This window comes from Parapedobacter sp., from assembly GCF_035556095.1.
Lineage (GTDB): Bacteria > Bacteroidota > Bacteroidia > Sphingobacteriales > Sphingobacteriaceae > Parapedobacter.
Genome location: NZ_DATMFT010000011.1, coordinates 23,188 through 42,827 on the forward strand (window position 1 = coordinate 23,188; position 19,640 = coordinate 42,827).

15 protein-coding genes are annotated in these 19,640 nt (G+C 47.9%); 6 read left to right on the plus strand and 9 right to left on the minus strand.

Going from position 1 to position 19,640, the window contains the following annotated elements:
• Positions 1-12: 12 nt before the first annotated feature.
• Complete coding sequence (pgi, locus tag VNQ80_RS04920) at positions 13-1,659, plus strand: glucose-6-phosphate isomerase (RefSeq protein ID WP_325636341.1); 1,647 nt, start codon at positions 13-15, stop codon at positions 1,657-1,659.
• A gap of 65 nt (positions 1,660-1,724) precedes the next feature.
• Positions 1,725-2,222 carry a hypothetical protein gene (locus tag VNQ80_RS04925; protein ID WP_325636342.1) on the plus strand — a complete coding sequence of 166 codons (498 nt, stop codon included), beginning with the start codon at positions 1,725-1,727 and terminating at the stop codon, positions 2,220-2,222.
• A 24-nt stretch (positions 2,223-2,246) separates the two neighbouring features.
• Here the strand turns inward: VNQ80_RS04925 and tpx are convergent, their stop codons facing one another.
• The 5 genes from tpx to VNQ80_RS04950 form a co-directional block, all read right to left on the minus strand.
• The gene (gene tpx / locus VNQ80_RS04930; RefSeq protein WP_325636343.1) at positions 2,247-2,747 is read right to left on the minus strand and encodes a thiol peroxidase; all 501 of its coding nucleotides are present in this window, start codon (positions 2,745-2,747) and stop codon (positions 2,247-2,249) included.
• Positions 2,748-2,949: 202 nt separating this feature from the next.
• Positions 2,950-4,068 carry a DUF4998 domain-containing protein gene (locus VNQ80_RS04935; protein ID WP_325636344.1) on the minus strand — a complete coding sequence of 373 codons (1,119 nt, stop codon included), beginning with the start codon at positions 4,066-4,068 and terminating at the stop codon, positions 2,950-2,952.
• 25 nt (positions 4,069-4,093) lie between these two features.
• Entirely contained in the window at positions 4,094-5,308 is a 1,215-nt protein-coding gene (locus tag VNQ80_RS04940; RefSeq protein ID WP_325636345.1) for a DUF5000 domain-containing lipoprotein, read from the minus strand.
• Positions 5,302-7,233: a RagB/SusD family nutrient uptake outer membrane protein gene (locus VNQ80_RS04945; RefSeq protein ID WP_325636346.1), complete on the minus strand. Its 1,932-nt coding sequence runs from the start codon at positions 7,231-7,233 to the stop codon at positions 5,302-5,304. Before VNQ80_RS04945 ends, VNQ80_RS04940 begins: the two co-directional genes overlap by 7 nt.
• 5 nt (positions 7,234-7,238) lie before the next feature.
• On the minus strand, positions 7,239-10,463 hold the full coding sequence (locus VNQ80_RS04950) for a TonB-dependent receptor (protein ID WP_325636347.1): 3,225 nt from the start codon (positions 10,461-10,463) through the stop codon (positions 7,239-7,241).
• A 471-nt stretch (positions 10,464-10,934) separates the two neighbouring features.
• Between VNQ80_RS04950 and VNQ80_RS04955 the strand changes: the two genes are divergently transcribed.
• Complete coding sequence (locus tag VNQ80_RS04955; protein WP_325636348.1) at positions 10,935-11,639, plus strand: polysaccharide deacetylase family protein; 705 nt, start codon at positions 10,935-10,937, stop codon at positions 11,637-11,639.
• The gene (locus tag VNQ80_RS04960; protein WP_325636349.1) at positions 11,620-12,261 is read left to right on the plus strand and encodes an outer membrane lipoprotein carrier protein LolA; all 642 of its coding nucleotides are present in this window, start codon (positions 11,620-11,622) and stop codon (positions 12,259-12,261) included. Before VNQ80_RS04955 ends, VNQ80_RS04960 begins: the two co-directional genes overlap by 20 nt.
• A 42-nt stretch (positions 12,262-12,303) precedes the next feature.
• Here VNQ80_RS04960 and VNQ80_RS04965 read toward each other — a convergent pair whose 3' ends face one another.
• Both VNQ80_RS04965 and VNQ80_RS04970 read right to left on the minus strand, forming a co-directional pair.
• Positions 12,304-13,359 carry a sugar phosphate isomerase/epimerase gene (locus VNQ80_RS04965; protein ID WP_325636350.1) on the minus strand — a complete coding sequence of 352 codons (1,056 nt, stop codon included), beginning with the start codon at positions 13,357-13,359 and terminating at the stop codon, positions 12,304-12,306.
• A gap of 46 nt (positions 13,360-13,405) precedes the next feature.
• The gene (locus tag VNQ80_RS04970; RefSeq protein ID WP_325636351.1) at positions 13,406-14,575 is read right to left on the minus strand and encodes a Gfo/Idh/MocA family oxidoreductase; all 1,170 of its coding nucleotides are present in this window, start codon (positions 14,573-14,575) and stop codon (positions 13,406-13,408) included.
• 265 nt (positions 14,576-14,840) lie between these two features.
• On the opposite strand from VNQ80_RS04970, the gene VNQ80_RS04975 reads away from it, so the two are divergent.
• Positions 14,841-15,695, plus strand: a complete 855-nt coding sequence (locus tag VNQ80_RS04975; protein WP_325636352.1) for a hypothetical protein — start codon at positions 14,841-14,843, stop codon at positions 15,693-15,695.
• Positions 15,696-17,078, plus strand: a complete 1,383-nt coding sequence (locus tag VNQ80_RS04980) for a peptidylprolyl isomerase (protein WP_325636353.1) — start codon at positions 15,696-15,698, stop codon at positions 17,076-17,078.
• Between the two features lie 31 nt (positions 17,079-17,109).
• Here VNQ80_RS04980 and VNQ80_RS04985 read toward each other — a convergent pair whose 3' ends face one another.
• Together VNQ80_RS04985 and cysS are read right to left on the minus strand one after the other, a co-directional pair.
• Positions 17,110-17,979 (minus strand): nuclear transport factor 2 family protein, encoded by an 870-nt coding sequence (locus VNQ80_RS04985; protein WP_325636354.1) that lies wholly within the window; start codon positions 17,977-17,979, stop codon positions 17,110-17,112.
• Positions 17,980-17,988: 9 nt separating this feature from the next.
• Positions 17,989-19,452: a cysteine--tRNA ligase gene (gene cysS / locus VNQ80_RS04990; protein WP_325636355.1), complete on the minus strand. Its 1,464-nt coding sequence runs from the start codon at positions 19,450-19,452 to the stop codon at positions 17,989-17,991.
• Positions 19,453-19,640: the final 188 nt, after the last annotated feature.

Below are 19,640 nucleotides of genomic sequence, written 5' to 3' on the forward strand. Positions count from 1 at the left end.
AAAGAAATACATATGTTACCCCGTATCAATTTTACCGTTACACAGGCTTACAAATACCTAAGCAATCACTACGTTGACATTGCGCCGAAACACCTTACCGAGCTCTTCGCCGCAGACAAAGAACGGTTTGCCAAGTTCTCGATCACTTTCGGCGACATCTTGTTCGATTATTCTAAAAACCGCATCGATGACACGACGAAAGCACTACTCCTCCAGTTGGCCCGCGAATGCCGGCTTGAGGAAGCTATCAACGCGATGTTTGCCGGGGACGCCATCAACGAAACGGAAGGGCGTGCAGTGCTACACACTGCGTTGCGCCACCAAGGCGATAGACCCGTGCTGGTGGATGGCAAAGATGTGATACCCGATGTAAAGGCTGTATTAACCAAGATGCGTGGGTTTTCCGAGCGAATCATTGGTGGTGATTGGAAAGGCCATACCGGCAAGCCCATCACCGATGTGGTCAACATCGGTATCGGTGGCTCTGACCTGGGTCCGGTGATGGTTACGGAAGCGCTGAAGCCTTACAAAAACCACTTGAATATCCATTTCGTCTCGAACGTAGATGGTACACATATGGCAGAGACACTTAAAAAAGTGGAGCCGGAAACCACTTTGTTCTTGATTGCTTCCAAAACGTTTACCACACAAGAGACCATGGCCAATGCCCATACTGCCCGGCAATGGCTCCTGGATAGCGGTGCCGCCGCCGATGCTGTAGCCAAGCATTTCGTAGCCCTTTCTACCAATGCGAAAGCGGTAGCCGAGTTCGGTATCGATACACAGAACATGTTTGAGTTTTGGGATTGGGTAGGCGGCAGGTACTCGCTGTGGAGCGCCATCGGACTCTCCATTGTGCTTAGCATCGGTTATGAAAACTTTGAGCAGTTGCTCCAAGGAGCAAACGCGAGCGACAAGCATTTCCGGGAAACACCGTTTGAGGAAAACATTCCGGTCATCATGGCGCTGCTTGGTGTGTGGTATAACAATTTCTTCGACGCCGAAACGCAAGCCATCCTCCCCTATGACCAGTATTTACATCGATTTGCCGCGTATTTCCAACAGGGTGATATGGAGAGCAACGGCAAATATGTGGACCGCGAAGGCAATCCCGTAGAATACCAAACAGGGCCCATCATCTGGGGTGAGCCGGGCACCAATGGCCAGCATGCCTTTTACCAGCTTATCCATCAGGGCACAAAGTTGATTCTCTGCGACTTTATCGCGCCTGCGCAGACCCACAATCCCATTGGCGAGCACCATACGCTGCTCCTATCCAATTTCTTTGCGCAGACCGAAGCACTGATGAATGGTAAGGATGAAGCCGAGGTAATCACCGAATTGAAAGCATCGGGCAAATCAGACGAGGAAATCGCTCGTCTGAAGACCTTTAAAATATTCGAAGGTAACCGGCCCAGCAACTCGTTCCTCATCAAGAAAATCACGCCCTTTACGCTAGGGTCATTGATTGCCCTCTATGAACACAAGATTTTCGTGCAGGGCATCATCTGGAATATCTTCAGTTTCGACCAATGGGGCGTGGAGCTCGGCAAGCAGTTGGCTGGGAAAATTTTACCCGAGCTGCGGAACGATGAGGCTATTACTTCCCACGATGCGTCTACTAACGGCTTAATCAACCGCTATAAAACATGGCGTTGACCGATTAGACGGCACTTTCTTCGGTAAGGGGAATTTCTTGCACGGAATTTGCCGCCTTATTGCCTATGAACAGGCAACTTCATTGGCGATCAATTACGGCGATTGTTAGCACGGCTGCATTGTTGATTGGTAGCTCTTGCCAGGAGCCCACGTCATCGGACGACAAAACCACAGCACAGGGCGATACCGTATCCCACGGCGCAGTAGTTCCGATGGCAGCGACTTCGTGCTACCTCCACACGCACGGGCGGGATTCCGTACACCTGCGCATCACGGTGACAAACGACAGCGCTTCGGGCACGCTACAATTCAAAAACTACCAGATCGACGGCAGCCAAGGCACGGTAAGCGGCCGGTTTCGGGGCGATACGCTCATGGTTATCTACGACTTCCATGCCGAGGGCACCCACAACCGTACAGCGGAGGCATTCCTTAAACGGGGGGCCGATCTAATACGGGGGGTCGGCGACCGGGAACCGGTGGGAAACACGTACCGGTTTACCAATCGTAGTGCCATCGATTTCGAGGCTGGCCAGATTTTTCAACCGGTACCGTGTGATTAGTTGGCTGGTATGCGAAGACTTAATTTACGCCAGTGCTGCCAGCGCATTGTCGTAGTTGGGCTCGTTGGTTATCTCAGCAACCTGCTCGGTATATTGCACCGTGCCGTCTTCACCAATAACCACCACCGCACGACTCAAAAGCCCTTCCAATGGACCGTCGGTTAGTTTCAATTGGTAAGCATCCGAAAAATTGCTATCCCTGTACTCCGATAAGGTTTCCACGTCGCTAATGCCTTCCGCTGCACAGAACCGCCCTTGTGCGAATGGCAGGTCTCTTGAAATGCAGAGCACCACAGTGTTGTCCAAGCCAGCGGCTTTCTCATTGAACGCCCGTACCGAGGCCGCACATGTGCCCGTATCTATGCTCGGAAAAACATTGAGGATTACTTTCTTTCCTTGGTAGTCACTCAACGACGTCGTTGATAGGTCTCCGGCTATCAATTTAAAATCGGGAGCTTTGCTTCCCACAGCCGGAAGCGATCCGGCAGTATGTACTTCTGTACCTTTGAATGTTATTGTTGCCATAATTTTTTGATTTTCCGTAATAATAGCAAATTCCTACTGGGTTTGAAAGGACTTGGCCAATTGTTGACAGGTGGATGATATTACCTGCGCGTCGTAGTCGTTAGTTACCCGGAAAACCCATGAAAGCTGATTTCACCGTCCATCAGACGGGAAATCAGCTAACACACTTGATGTTCGACGCATTTCTGTACGTCCACTACATTCAATCTCCGTAAATATATACTTCAGCTATGCTTGTAAACGGATCCCTATTACTATCTGGCAATACCAATTTCAGATAACGACCCGTTAGCGTAGAAGACGAATTGCTTATCGATATTTCGATATTATCTCTCCCTGAAACAAATTCCGCTTCTCCGATTTTTGTCCATGTGGTTGCATCGGCATCAGGATCTGGACCAACAAAATACTGAATTGTTTTTGCGTCTCCGTTTCCAGGTCGCCTATACGTATCAATTTTGGCAATCTTCTTGGACGAGGTCATATCGATAATAGCCCAGTGGGGAAGAGGTATATTTCCTCCATCCCATCGCGAATGCCAGTAGCTACCCAAATTCCCATCAAGTAACGTGTTCTTACCGCCGCCATCACTAGCCGTTTCATCCGAAACTTCCAATACACTCCACGAACTCCGGTCGTATTTGTAGAGCCCTTCATATTGTTCCCAATCTACAGAAAACGTATCGATCGAAAATTCTTCCGGGATAAACGATGATGAAAACTGGAAACTTGTTCCCTCCTTAAAATCAGGACAAACAATTCGCTCATCCCCGGGGTACAACCTTACCGTATTTGTTTCGCCATTATCCATCGTATATCTGATATCTGTCCAGGTCAGTCCCTCCATCGCACCAAACCACTCAATAATACCGCCACTTGCTGTTAATTCGAAGCTTTTAACTCTTCTATTAAGTAGCGAACTTTGAAAAAAATCGCCGTACGAGTTACCAAATCCAGTAAGATACAATGAGCTGTGCCCAAAATTATCCGTCGTTTTTACTTCAAAGGTATAAGCACCTTCCGGTAAATCAGGCACATCTACGTAAAAACTATCCAAACCGGTTGTTGGAGAAACGGAAGTGATTAACGAGTCCGACATGGAATTCCAATACAAATCGACGCTTTTCACGTTCGGCGCGTTTTCTAACCAAAATGCGAACTGAACACGGCCTTTACCGGCAATAAACTGTACGGAGTCCACTTTAGGCGCGTAGATTGTTTCTCCATTTTTGACATATTCCTCATGGATATCCATAAAGCTTTCGCAGGACGTCGCGACAACAGCCAGGGAAAGCAGGAGTATACTATATGATTGTTTCATTCTTTCTTGATTTTAGTTCTTCTTATTACTGTACTTCGCCAAACACGTCGACTTCTGCAGGGTGAGTGAATGTCGTTCCTCCCCACGTGGATAATATATTAATCCGGATGTAGCGCGCAGGGGGTAAATCCAACGGAAATGCAAACTCATGTCCCTCTTGTGCTAGCGCTAAATCCTCATCGTTTGAAGTCCCAATAGGTAGCCCTGATGGTTTGACTATTTCACAATCCATGATCTTAGTCCATCCGCTCCAATCGCCATTCTGTGAAGGCTTAGTCTCTGAAACGTATACTTCAAACTCTTTCGGATTGCCCCAATTGTAGTAATCGCTGCTAAAGAACCGTTGAAACATTACAATTCGGCTAAGTTTCGCGTTAACACCCAAATCGATCGTAAACGGCGCCGGAATGGAAGAGTTGGCGGAATGGCCAAAATTATCCCGATCATCGTCAATTAGGAAATTATCCATCCCTTCCCAGTTTGTGAAACTGGCATCGTTGCCGAGTTTCATGATAGACATCCCTGTTTTGGGAATTTCTTCTTCAAATAACGGTACAACAGTTGTAGCAATCGTATCGGTATAGTTTCCGAATTGGTCACTGAGGATTACCGCAAACTTTCGCGGTTCTGGTGCAAATCCACGTATGGATTGCATCATCGTCTCCGCTTCGGACGATGCTATTCGGCTTGTAACCATCTGACCAGTAGAGTCGGCCGCGAGGAATTCAAAAACAACCGGTGCTTTCAGTTCATTTGACCACTGAAATTGCGCTCCACCGAAGTCATTGACAATATTCATGCTCTTCCTAACTTTACTAAGCGGGGATTCTAAGGGGGTAAACGTTACTTTCACCGGATCTGACAGCTCCAACGCGCGATTGAACACGTAAATGTCTGCCGTATGCTCCAACATGTCATCGAACCCGACGATCGCTATTTTATTATCATAAAAAGACGATGATACCTCCCGTTTACTTCCATTGGAAATGGTGTAAACGGCTTTCACACCCAGGATATCCTCGGAGTTGGGTATACGATAGGTGACAATTGCCCCTCCGGGTGTCGCTTCTACGGATACATCGGTTATGACACCGGGTTTTCCTAAGCTAGGGCTGGTTGGGTCCAAATTCTTCTCCGTACATGACCATAAAATCAATACTGAAAAAAGGACTAAATTTATCCGTTTAATTATCCGTTTCATTATCGGTTTCTTTAGAAATTCATGAAAAAAATCTACCATCCTGGGTTTTGAACAAGGAGTGGGTTATTGACGAGATCATATTCCGGTATTGGTGCAAAATAATCCCTGTATGTAAACTTCTGTACATAAAGCGTAGTGACCGTATAGTACTCATTAACGTCACTGGCCGACACGTTCCATCCCTGGATCAGGCGGTTCTGCTCGCGTACCGCTGTTTTCCACCGATGACTATCCCAATAGTAATGCCCTTCACAAGCCAATTCAATTTTCCGTTCTTGTTGTATAATCTGGCGCATTCCGTTTTTTGAAGTCGGTTTGCTGGGATTGTTAGAATATTGCTGCCAGCTCTCCACGACCCCTTCCAGGCCGGCTCTTTCCCTAACCAAGTCAATATATTTATACACTTCGGCATCCGGGGCTGCTTTACTTTCATTCAGCGCCTCGGCGTAAAAGAGATATAAATCGGCTAGGCGCATATCGGGGAACGGGAAGGTTTCATAAGAAACACTATTTGCGTCCCTGAATTGCGTATTCATAGAGACCAGTTTTTTAGGCCAATACCCGGTGGCGTTGTAATCTCCCGGATTAAATACCGAAGAAAATTCACCAAACCTGTTTCTGGGGTACAATGCATCCAAATCATTTTCTGGCTCATTACGATAGGAATTACCCCACCATTTTCCGCGATCGAATCCTAGCGTAGAATAGAAGCGGGGCTCCCGGTCAAAATTCAATGCTGCCGTTTGCTCTCCTTTTTGGATCACTCGTGCATGTTCGTCATCCCCTACGCGTATATTATAACGGTTGGTATAATCATACTCAATGTCTTCTTCGATAGGCACACCGTTTTTAGAATAGAACTCTTCAACCGTGGCTAAACTCACGCTCATCCTACCGCTCGACGACGAGGATGTTCCTTGCTCGAACCGGGGTAATGCTGGTGACTGCAACCCTGAATTTACCGGATAAGAAGAGTTTCCCCAAATTAACTCCACATTCCATCGCTCGCTAACACTACTACGCAATGTATTTACAAGCCTAGTTGTATCCGATATCGGTTTGGACGTGACGTAGTCTTCCATTTGGTAAAGACGAATTCCCGATTGTTCACATATTTCAATAGCCTCTCTACACGCCTCTGCCGCACGATCCCACCTGGTGGCATCGTAAACTTGGTTAAAGAAAGGTTCGCCATTTTCGTCAAGGAAACTATTGTAGTCGGTATTACCATTGAATAGCGGGCTGGCCCAGTATACCAGTGCTTTTGCTTTCAGCATATAAGCAGCTGATTTTGTAAACCGGCCGAGTTGGGTGGATGTGGCCTGGATAAACAGCGGCAGGGCATCGCTAACGATAACTTCATCGATCAGTTCCGTGATATAGGCAAAACAGTCGTCTACTTTCTGGCGCGTAACCCGTACGCCGGTTGTCGATTCATTGACCGGAAGGCTTTCTTTTAACGGGGTTATCGGCCCATAAAATGTGACGAGGTAGAAGTGCATGTAGGCTTTAATCAACTTTACTTCCGCAATCATTCGCTGCTTTTCATATTGATTCAAATCTTGCACGCCGCCCACGTTTTCCAAGAATGTATTACATTCCCTTATTCCGGCATACAACGAGCGAATCATATCACCTTTCCCACCCCAATAATCGATCATATTGGATGTCGAACTATTTTTCCCCAGCCCGAACTGCATGCCTCCGGATGTTTGGCCCTCTTTATTGAAGCACATTTCCAGCGCACCGAAAATCCCCGGGTTTTCATTCCACCCCGCAGATTTCGGCATTCCCCAATAACATGTTGCCAAATACTGTTCCGTCGTGTACCGATCGGAAAAGGCATTATCCAACGTCGCGATGTTATCCGGTACCACATCCAGGTAATTACAGGAGCAAATAGTCGTTAGTATAACTAACGAGCATATGTATTTTTTCAATGTCGATTTCATGTTACGTTCCATGCTTATTATAAATTTACGGTCAGTCCGAGGTTGAATACGCGTTGTACAGGGTATCCCAATCCATTTCCGGCCATTTCGGGATCCCACAATTTAAATCCACTCCAAGACATCAAGTTGGTTCCACTCGCATACACCCGGAGATTTCGCACGAAGAACCTTTCAGTCAGCGTTGGAGGTAGTGTATAACCGATCTCCGCGGATTTCAGGCGCAAAAAAGTCGCGTCTTGCATAAACCACGTACTTTGTTGTCTGTTATTAGCTATCTCGTAGTTAGCAAGTCGTGGCCACAGCGCGTATACATCTTTGTTCCCTTCCGACCAATAGCTATCTGCATATGCCTGTATAATCGCATTATGCCCGATTAAACCATCGTCTTCTCCGGGTATCCCCGAGTTACCATCGAGGAATGGCGTCGTTTTCTTTAAATCGATCCAAAATGACTGACGAGCTGAGCCTTGAAAGAAAAACGACACGTCAATCGATTTATACCCCATGGACAAACCGAACCCGTAGTTGATTTCCGGCGTCGTCGGAAAGCCAATCGGGACTTTATCCAAATCGGTAATTTGCCCATCGCCGTTGATGTCTTTGTACTTAATATCTCCGGCCATATAGGAACCAAATTGCGTGGGCGAATTTTCAACTTCTTCATCGTCTACGAAGAGGCGTTCAGCTACAAATCCCCATTGTTGACTCAAGGGTTGGCCTATTTTCGATAACCACGGCGTTGCCGAATAGTCCGGCTCTTCCCATTCTATTGCTTTACTTGTGGCATAGGTGAAGGTTCCGCGTCCGGTAAACCACAGGTCTGGACTCACGCTTTTCTCATAATTCAATTCTACATCAATCCCTTGCCCCTCGGCTTTGCCCAAGTTGGCTTTCACGTCAGGAATAATTCCCATCGTTGCTGGAATGACACGGTTCAACAGGATATTTTCCCTACGCTCCCTAAAAAATTCAATTATTGTAGAAAAACCACCTACGGTTGTCGCTTCAAGTCCAATATTTGTTTTATAAGCGGTTTCCCAACCAATTCTATCATTAGCATATCGGGAAATACTTATGCCCAGCGGATTATAATTTAGTTGGGTTCCCCAGTTTACGAGTCGCCCTGCGTTCATATTTACTTCTGACAAATAGTAGAAACGGTCGTAGCCACTTCCAATGCCATCGTTACCTACCAATCCGTAAGTACCTTTCAGCTTCAGTTGGCTGAATACATTGGTCATCGGTTCGAAGAAACGTTCGTTAGATATCATCCAGGCAAAGCCGGCAGAGGGGAAAAATCCCCAACGGTTGTTCGCCGAAAAGCGTTCCGATCCGTTATATCCAAAATTAAATTCCGCAAAATACCTAGAGTCATAATTATAGGTTAAACGTCCTGAAACCCCCATATTCCGGCTAGGCAGCGATAGTTGCAGGTTGTCAGAAATACCCTGTTTTTGACTCCTCATCGTGTAAACTAACAATCCCCCCAAGCTGTGAACGTCATTGAATGTTCTGTTATAATCGACTGCACTTTCCAAATAAAACACGGTGTTGATGTGTCGTTGGCCGGGTATATAATTGATGTATTCCGTACCACCGGCAGGATTCAAGCGCTGCAATTTATAGCTTTGATCTGCCAAGTTGTATGATTGCATATCATAATAAAAAGGGAAATATTGCCTATCAACCGTATATTCCGAGTAGCGGTTCATGTTAAACAACGCCCGTGCGCTCAGTCCTTCGGTTACTCCAGACAAATCCTGTTTAAGTTCAAATTGGGTCAATGCCTGGTTTTTGCTATAATCCCTGTAACCTTTCAATGATTCTGCATAAGGATTGGTGTATCCAGCATTCCCATAGTTTCCGAATAATATATGTTTGGCATAGGCAAACTGATCATCAGGCTCGTAATAAGGCTTAAAGAGTACAGGGTTCGCCTGCATAACCTTATTGTACATTTGTGTACCACCATCTATCGGGCCTGTATATTCATCAAAAGTCACATTCAGGCGAAGTATCAATTCGGTTGTGTTGGTCACATTCACATTCACATTAGAACGGGCAGCATACTTTGTCAGACTAATATTTGAATTGAAATTATTCCGATTATCGACTTTCATGTTCCCGTTGTCCTGCGTCACATTCGCAGCCACGTAGTATCTCGCTACTTTACCCCCTCCACTTAGGCTTAGGTTGACCCGCTGGTTAGATATCACATCATCAAACATCGCGTCGTACCAGTCAGTAGACGGGAAGATATCCGGATAAAGCCCACGTTCGGTCATAACGACTTTCTCCTGTGGATAAATGGGTATACCCAATGGATCGCGTGTTTTAATCGCCTCGTTGTGCATACGCATAAATGTGACCGGATCTGCAATATCGATCCGCTTCGTTGGGGAAGAGAATGAATTTTCAGCCCGGACATTAATCTGGACTTTCCCTTCCGTTCCTTCTTTGGTTGTGACGGCAATAACCCCATTTGCTCCGCGAGCTCCATACAGTGCAGTTGCCGTAGCATCTTTCATGATCGAAAAACTAGCGATATCGTCGGTGTTGAGACGGGCTAAATCTTCGGTTGTAAGCTCTACTCCGTCAATAAGGATCAAAGGATCTCTCTTTGCGTCCGCCCCAAAAGTAGTAATACCACGGATAAAGAAACTCGCATTGTCCCTTCCTGGTTCCCCACTTTGCTGAAAGGATATCAAACCTGCCACACGGCCTGCAAAAGCGGTGGTGAGATTACTGCTTGGCACTTTTAACTCACTCGGCTTGACTGTCGTAATTGAGCCTAGTACGCTCTCCTTCTTTTGTTTACCAAAGGCAACGATCGTTACTTCATCCAATTCACTCGATTGGAATCTGAGCACAATATTTAACGTTGTCTGTCCGGTATAGGTCACTTCTTCTGGAATCATTCCGAGGAATGTCGCAACCAACACCGTATTGAGCGGAATATCATCCAATACGAAATCACCAGATTCGTCGGTCATCACCCCGCGTGTGCTTCCTTTAATTGAAATAGTCGCTCCAGCGACAACGTCTCCCCCTTCATCCGTTACTTTGCCTTTTACCCGTTGTTGATTCTGCTGTGGTTCATCTGAATAAAGTACACCAGCTTTTAAGCTAATAGCAGGCGACACAGAAAAGGCAAAAAATAAAAATAAGATTCCCCTGATTAAATAAGTTGTTAGTAATTCAGTTGCAGGGCACCCTGAAACCGATTTTTTTCGTTTTCTCATACGATACTTCTCCATAAAAAATAGTTAATTAACTGGTTGTTATACAATAGTTTTACTTGGTTGCTTGGCACATGGATAGACCGATTACATTTCTAAAATGCGACCTGACTAGATTTTCTGAAAAAAGGCTATAAGATAAGTAATGTTTTAATCATAGAGTCCTACAACTGAAATTCATATTATCAAAGGTTAATAATTAATTAAGCCCTACGTGCCACAACCCACCAAATAAATAAATGTGTAAAGCACGCTATTGGTTGAGGGTAAATGTATGGATAATTTATTGAATTGCAAAAAAAATACACACAACTAATTTTTCGATGCGTCGTTGTTCAAAAATGCAATGAATTCGGAACCATGGCGGTCAAACTCCGAGTGGCATTTTGGAATGGCTTTCGCGCGTCCAATCCGCTTTCACCTTGTAACTAAAAACCAATTTAGCTAAGTTTGCGAGATGAGGATGATTGGTTTATGGTTACCTGGTTAGTGATTACAGCGCTTGTCATCGGCCCCGCAATTATCGTTTGGGGCGCATTCCATATCCAAGCGAACTTTTTTCTCAAAGCTACCCATCAAGGCAATGTTACACGTCGCCAGATCGCCCTCACGTTTGACGACGGCCCCCATCCGGTTTATACGCCACAGGTACTAGAACTATTGGACCGACACAACGCAAAAGCAACCTTTTTCTGTATCGGGAAAAACGTGATGAAACATCCGGAAATTGCCAGCAGAATCCAAGTTGCAGGCCACATCGTGGGCAACCATTCGTTCTCCCACGCGCATACCATTGATTTCCATGGAAAAAACAGCTGGCTTGAGGAGCTGCGGAAGACGGATATCGTCATCACACAGGCAACCGGCTACACGCCCCGATTCTTCCGCCCGCCTTATGGTGTGACCACACCGCACCTCGCCAAAGCCATCCGCACGAGCGGTCATCGGGTCATCGGCTGGCGCGTACGCCCATACGATACGTTGGACAGCCGCTCGCCGGCTCGAATCGTCCAAACCATATTGGGAAAGGTAAAGCCAGGTACCATCGTTCTACTGCATGATACACACGACCGGATCGTGCCGGTTTTGGAACAGTTGTTGCCTGCACTCCTCCAGCGCGGTTATACGTTGGTTACCGTGCCTAAATTAATCGATCAGGATGCATACACTGAAATATAGCATAATCGCCTTAGGCCTACTGCTGTGCGGCACCGCGGGATTTGCACAACGCAAGGCGCTCGGCACCGAAGAATCTACTGTACTGAAGGCTAAGGTAACCGCCAATACCCAAAACCTTCAAACGTTGCAAGGCGACTTTACGCAAATCAAGCAGCTTAGCTACATGGACAACGCCATCCGTTCCACAGGGAAGCTTTATTTCAAAGCACCGGGCCAAATACGGTGGGAATACGTGTCGCCCGCAAACTACGTGGTCATCTTCAATGGCCAATCCATGCATACCATAGAAGGTGGCCGCACCAAAACAACAAGTCTCGGCGCTAATCGGCGGATGCAAGGGCTGAACGACCTCTTGGCGGGATCGGTGCGGGGCGGCGATATGCTCGATGAAAGCCGCTTCCAAATTTCCTATTTTCACGACAAAGCCGACTATATAGCTATACTGGTACCGAAAGACAAAGGCCTCAGCAGGTATATAAAGCAAGTAGAACTAACCTTTGACGGAACCTCCCTGCTGCTTACCCAGGTTACGCTCACCGACCCAGCGGGAGACAGCACCCAACTCGCCTTTGTCAACCAGCGGAAGGACCTACCGATACCGGACGCGATGTTCCAACCTTAACGATCGCGGGCCAACCCCTCAAATGCATCCGCCCAGTCGCCGCTATTCCAAGCCCAGTAGGCGCCGATTGCTGGCTTCGTCGGCATCGCCACCGGCAAAGTCATCGAACGTCTTCTCCGTAACGCGGATAATGTTGTCGTTGATGAATACCGCGCCTTCGCGGGCACCATCTTCAGGGTGTTTCAGTGCACATTCCCACTCCATCACAGCCCACCCCTTGAAATCGTACGCTGTCAGCTTGCTGAATATGGCTTTGAAATCCACTTGTCCATCACCCAGTGAGCGGAACCGACCAGCACGTTCCACCCAGCCCGTGTAACCACCGTATACCCCTTGTTTGCCAGTAGGGTTGAACTCCGCATCTTTCACGTGGAATGCCTTGATGCGTTCGTGGTAATGGTCGATATAAGCCAAGTAATCCAGGCATTGCAGCACAAAGTGCGAAGGGTCATATAGCAAGCATGCCCGTGGGTGGTTATCTACCTTTTCAAGGAAACGCTCGTAACTTACCCCGTCGTGCAGGTCTTCACCGGGATGGATTTCATAACATACATCCACACCTTGCTCGTCAAAAGTGTCCAATATCGGACGCCAGCGTTTGGCCAGCTCGGTAAATCCGGTATCGACCAGCCCCTGTGGGCGCTGCGGCCATGGATACACGGTTTGCCATAGCAAAGCACCGCTGAACGTGGCATGGGCGGTGAGCCCGAGGTTGGCTGACGCCTTAGCCGCGTATTTCAATTGCTGCACGGCCCATTCGGTACGTGCCTTGGGATTGTTGTGGTATTGCGCCGGCGCGAAGCCGTCGAACTGCTCGTCGTACGCAGGATGCACCGCTACCAGCTGCCCCTGCAAGTGGGTAGATAGTTCGGTAATCTCCAGACCGATTTCGTTAATCAATCCCTTGATTTCATCGGCATAGGTCTTGCTCTCCGCCGCTTTTTGCAGGTCGAAGTAATCGGTAGCCCATGTCGGTATCTGCACCCCCTTAAACCCCAATTCCTTCGCCCAGCGGCAAATGGATTCGAGTGAGTTGAATGGTGGTTGATCGCCCAGAAACTGGGCAAGGAAAATACCGGGACCTTTAATTGTTTGCATAATTACTGTGAGTTTAAAACTATAACTGATTTATTTTTATCTGGGACTATACTGTAAATGGCGTCCATTTTTCGGTGCTATCGTTGCTGCGCAGTACGTTGTCGAGGAAGGCCATCCCACGTACACCATCGGCTACCGATGGGAAATCTGCTCCTTCGTTTCCCCCACTGCCGCGCCGCGCACGCCATGCGTCAGCAAAGCTGCGGTACAGGTTGGCAAAAGCCTCGAGGTAACCTTCTGGATGTCCCACGGGCGTGCGACAAAAGGCACGAGCTTCAGGCGAAATGGCGGCATTGCCCCCTGCGCGGTATATCTGGGCAGGTTCGTCAAGCCATTTCACCGTTAAGGTATTGGGTTCCTGTTGGTTCCATTCCAGCCCCCCATTCTCACCATAGATACGCACCTTCAATGCGTTTTCCTCGCCTGCTGCCACCTGCGAGGCCATCAATACGCCGCTGGCCCCATTGTCAAACTGCAAGAGGATGTTCCCGTCGTCTTCCAGCCTGCGACCTTCCACATAGGTATATAACGAAGCACACAGCTGCGTGGTGCGTAAGCCCGAGATAAATTCGGCAAGGTGGAGGGCATGGGTTCCGATATCGCCCATGCAACCGCTCCTACCCGACTTGCTCGGGTCCGTACGCCATGCAGCCTGCTTATCGCCCGCCTGCTCCGAAGGTCGACTGAGCCAGCCTTGCGGATATTCCACATAAACTTTGCGGAGTTTGCCGAGTACGCCATCACGCACCAACTTCCGCGCCTGCCGCACCATCGGGTAACCGACGTATGTGTGGGTGAGCAAAAACAACAGCCCCGTTTCGTCGACCTTCTGCTGCAGTCGTTTGGCTTCTTGCAAGTCGAGCGTCATCGGCTTATCCAACACCACGTGGAATCCGTTTTCCAGTGCGAGCATAGCCGGTTCGAAATGGACATGGTTTGGCGTAACGATGCTGACGAAATCCATGCGTTCGCCCTCTGGAAGTTCGCGCTCCGCTGCTATCATCTCTTGATAACTCCCGTAAACCCGGTTGGCAGGAAGATAAAGCGACTCGCCGCTTTCCTTCGATCGCCCCGGGTCGGAACTAAACGCTCCGCATACCAATTCGATCTGACCATCCATCACAGCGGCGATGCGATGGATTTCACCGATGAACGCCCCTTTCCCGCCTCCTACCATTCCCATCCTCAGTTTGCGATTGATTGGATTACTGACCATAATTATGTTGATTTAATTGTAAGTTACACATTGTCATCGTTGGCATTTCCCTTGTAAGGGTACACAAAAATAGCATTATTGAAAAGAATCGGGCATATTGATGCAAAGATTTTACCCAATGAAGCAAATCAGGTCACCGGCTGCCCGATGGCTGTGCCAGAATGGCGTTTCGAATGTGTTAAAAATGGTTAAATTCATCGGGTATTGGTCTCGAATATGTATTTTAGCCACTTGTATAGTTAGGTCTTAAGGTCGCGCACGTTGCATGGAAAAACGAATGGTCTGGATGTTTATATGGGCGGTTATGATCTTCACGACGTTGCTCTCGGCCTGCGATCCTAAAAAACCAAAGCCAGTGGCGCGATCATTTGATCAATTTCTTTATCCTGAAGACCTGAAGGGTGTCGTCCCAGCGGGCGTAACCGGCGATGACAGTACGCAGTTGGTACGCGCATACATCGAACAATGGTTACGTCAGCAAGCGTTGCTATACCATGCACAACGCAACGTCGATATCAATACCGAGCGCCTCAACAAACAGGTAGAGAACTATAAAAATGGCCTCATCGTATATGAATATGAGCAAGCGCTGGTGAGCCAGAAACTGGATACAGTGGTGACGGACGATGAAATCTGGCAATATTACGATGCACGTCCAGACCTGTTCATCCTTCAGCAACCCATTCTCAAGCGTTCTTATATCCGGCTTCGTACGAATGCACCCGAACTGGACCGAGTAAAGCGGCTCTTGGTTTCATCGAATTTTGAAGAACAGGACCTGCTGGCTAAATATTGCGCCATGTATGCATCGGGCTACGCACTTCTCGATACCTCATGGCACTACGTTGACGACCTGGTAAAGGAAATCCCCCTTGCACAGATCGATGAGGAAGATTATGGGCAAATTGGGCGAATTTTTGAAATAATTGAAAATAATGAATTATATCTGATAATTTTGCACGATTCGAAATTGAGGGAAGCACGATCGCCCCTACCATTGGTACGAGGGCAAGTTCGCAATTTAATTTTGAACAAACGCAAAATCGATCTGATTGATCGCATGCAACGGAGCATCGTAGCGGATGCCCGCGAGAAGAACAACATAGAAATATACAATTAAATGAGTAAATACAACGGCATTTTTCTGGTTTTGGCATTAGTAAGTATATCCCGTTGGGCCATCGCCCAAGAACCACAGGTCATTGATCGGGTGGCAGCAGTGGTGGGGTCCAACATCATTCTGGAATCTGAAATCGAGATGCAATATGCCCAGTACCTTGCCCAGGGTAATAAGGCCAGCGAAAACTTCAAATGCTACATCCTACAACAGCAGCTTACCCAGAAATTGCTTGCCCAACAGGCGGCTATCGACTCCATCGAAGTGAGTGAAGGTGAGGTAGACGACAACATTAATTCCCGCTTGCGGTACATGTCGGGCCAAGCTGGTGGGCAGGAGCGTCTTGAGCAGTTCCTCAACCGCTCGTTGCTGCAATATAAGGAAGAAATGCGACCTAGCATATACGAACAGCTAAAGGCCAACAAGATGCAACAAAACATCGTTGCGGGCATCGATGTAACACCGTTGGAAGTACGGCGATATTTCGAATCGCTGGACGCTGACAGCCTTCCTTACTTCAACACCGAAGTGGAAGTGGGTGAATTGGTGGTATTTCCCGAACTTACACGTGAGGAAAAACAGCAATTCCGTGACCGCGCCGAGGACCTTCGCCAACAGGTGATAGACGGTTCTGACTTTGCGACGATAGCACGGCTATATTCCCAAGATGGCGGCTCCGCAGCCTATGGTGGCGACCTGGGTTTCCATACCCGAGACATGATGGTAAAGGAATATACGGCGGTATCGTTCCGGATGAAGCCGGGCGAGGTGTCGCCGGTTTTCGAATCCGAACACGGCTTCCATTTTCTCGAAGTGCTGGAGCGTCGGGGTGAGGAAGTGCGGACCCGGCATATCCTTATTCAAATCAAGCCAACGGCAGCCAGCTTGGAGCGGGCCAAAACACGTATCGATAGTATTTACGGAAACGTGGTAAACAAGAAACTCGATTTCTACAGTGCTGCAACGCTCTATTCTGACAATAAAGAAACAAAGTATAATGGCGGCATGTTGCTTAATATGGAAAATCAGCAAAGCCGCACAACGCTGATTCCGGCTGACAAACTGGACGCCTCCGTTTTCACGGCGATTGATACGCTTCAACCGGGTGAATATTCCCGACCGGCCCAGTTTACAGACCGCACCGGAAAAACCGGATACCGGTTTACATACCTGAAGTCGCGGACACCACCCCATCAAGCCAACCTTGACATGGACTTTGCTAAAATTAAGGAAGCTGCCCTGGAGGATAAGATCAATCGGGAGCTAAGCCAATGGTTTGAAAAGCGCCGGGAAGTAACGTTTATCGATATCAACGAAGCATATCACAGCTGTGACGACCTGAAGATTTGGCTGAAGGACAAGCAAACAACTGTAGCGAAGCTTTAAGAGGTAAGATTAAGGAGCAAGGAGCAAAGACTTACGACTCAAACAACATCTCAATAATAACCCGCCATTGGAAATCGGGCTGTAGTTGCCATATGCGCACATAATTACATTTCAGCGTCTCAGAAGATGATGCCGTAGCTACATCAGCTTCGCCATAAGAGTATGCGAGTTCACCGCTAATTGATCGACTCGCTACAAGCGATCTCGATTGCACCGCCAAATCCTGCTCCTTCACAAAATCAAGAATGGCCGACTTACCAATAATGGGGGTTTTCCACGGGAAATAAAGCCGCGCATCTTCCGCCAGGAACTCACCATAAGCGATTGCTGCATCGGTTTTGAGTACGGTAGCTAGCAATTGGTCATTGCTCATCACGATTTCCTTCCGCTGCTGTATACGTTCTTTGGTCTTGAAGCGCCTAAATTCTTTGTCGTCCGGCTCGACGTAACGGATATCGGGTTCCTCATTGCCCCCATGGTGTTCAATCTGTGCACGAAGATCGATTTTCCAATTGCCCTTGCGGTCGCGTCGCCACACGGTGAGATACTCGCCATACCGTTTGATTGCCCCAATACGTTGGAAGGACAAGGTACCGGTCGTTACGCCCCATTCCATGCTCTTGGCAATGGCTGCAAAAGTAGGGCGCCACGTCATCACATCGGGAATATTCGGGCGGTTGTTCAGGTATGTTAGCGCATCCATCGGCGCTGGGCCGAAAAACGTGGAGTTTTGATCCACTACGGACATGAACGCCGCATGCGGCCCTTTGATTTCCGAGAGCCGCGCCGCGGTCCGATCTGCCATCAATAAGCTCCCTACCTTGCCGAGCATCTGGGCGGTTACCGAATGGACGGTAACCATCAAAAAAACAGTAAAACCAATCCTGCTAATAACGGTCATTTCTACTAATCAAATCTTATTCCAAAGCGTGCCCTCTTTGCTGTCCTTGAGCTGAACACCTATCGTATTCAAGCCTTCTCGTATACGGTCTGATGTGGCGTAATCCTTATGTTGTTTTGCTTCGTTGCGCAGGTTGATAACGACCTCCATCAACTTCTCGAAATCGTCAGATCCGGTATTGTCGTCGACCAGTCCCAACACGTCATGGACGAAATCCTGCATCAACGTTTTGAGTGCTGACAAAGAGGCTTCATCGATGGTGAGCTTGCCATCGTACACGCTATTGACAATACGTACTGCTTCAAACAATTCGGCAATCAGCACCGGGCTGTTGAAATCGTCGTCCATCGCCGCATAACAACGTTGTTTGAGTTCATCGATATTCACATCGACGTTCTTGGCTGTCGCTTTCAGTTTGGGTAGCAGCGCCATCGCATTCATGAGCCTCTTATAGCCTTTATCTGCTGCGTCCAAGGCATCGTTAGAGAAATCGAGTGTACTCCGGTAATGGGCTTGCAGCATAAAAAAGCGGACGGCCATGGGCGAATATCCACGTTCGAGCAGCGGGTGGCTACCACTGAAAAGTTCGTAGGGCAGGAAGCCGTTGCCGGCAGATTTCGACATCCGCGTGCCGTTTACGGTCAGCATATTCGTATGCATCCAATAGGTCGCCGGCTGGGTATGGTTACATGCTTGCGATTGTGCAATCTCGTTGGTATGATGCGTAGCCGCAAGGTCCATCCCACCTCCATGGATATCGAAGCGGTCGCCCAGGTATTTACTGCTCATGGCCGAACATTCGATATGCCAGCCCGGGAAGCCAACGCCCCACGGTGAAGGCCAGCGCATGATATGCTCTGGTTTAGCTTTGATCCAAAGCGCGAAATCAAGGCGACCACGCTTCTCGTCCTGTCCATTGAGCTGCCGTGTATTGTTAAGCATGTCGTCCAGTTTACGATTGGTAAGGACGGTGTAATCGTATGTTTTGACATATTTTTCAACATCGAAATACACGGTACCATTCACTTCGTAAGCATAGCCTTGGTTGATAATTTCCTTGACCATCTCAATCTGCTCGGAAATATGGCCCGTAGCCGTAGGTTCGATGCTGGGAGGCAATGTATTAAACAGTCGTAGCACTTCATGGAAGCCCAACGTGTACTTCTGCACGATTTCCATAGGCTCCAATTGCTCCAGTTTCGCTTTCTTAGCAAACTTGTCGTCGCCTTCATCGTTATCTCCCTCTAGGTGGCCTGCATCAGTGATGTTACGCACATAGCGCACCTTGTAGCCCAAGTGCTGGAGGTAACGGAATATGAGGTCGAACGATACAAACGTACGGCAATTGCCTAAATGCACATCGCTATACACCGTTGGGCCGCATACGTACATACCAACAAAGGGCGGGTTTAACGGTTCGAATTTTTCCTTAGTCCTTGTTAACGTGTTATACAGCACCAGTTGGTTATCCATGGGCGCGAAAATACGAATAATAATATTATTTATATCTTCAGCGCACTGCTGTGTGGCAGTCAATTTATTCACCTATCCTTTGCCCGTACAATGCCAATTTGGCTAAATGTGGCAAAACTGACATTGGATAATTTCGAACAGACTACCCCCTCGGCTATCCTGCAGCGGGGCCGCGATTATTTCGACGG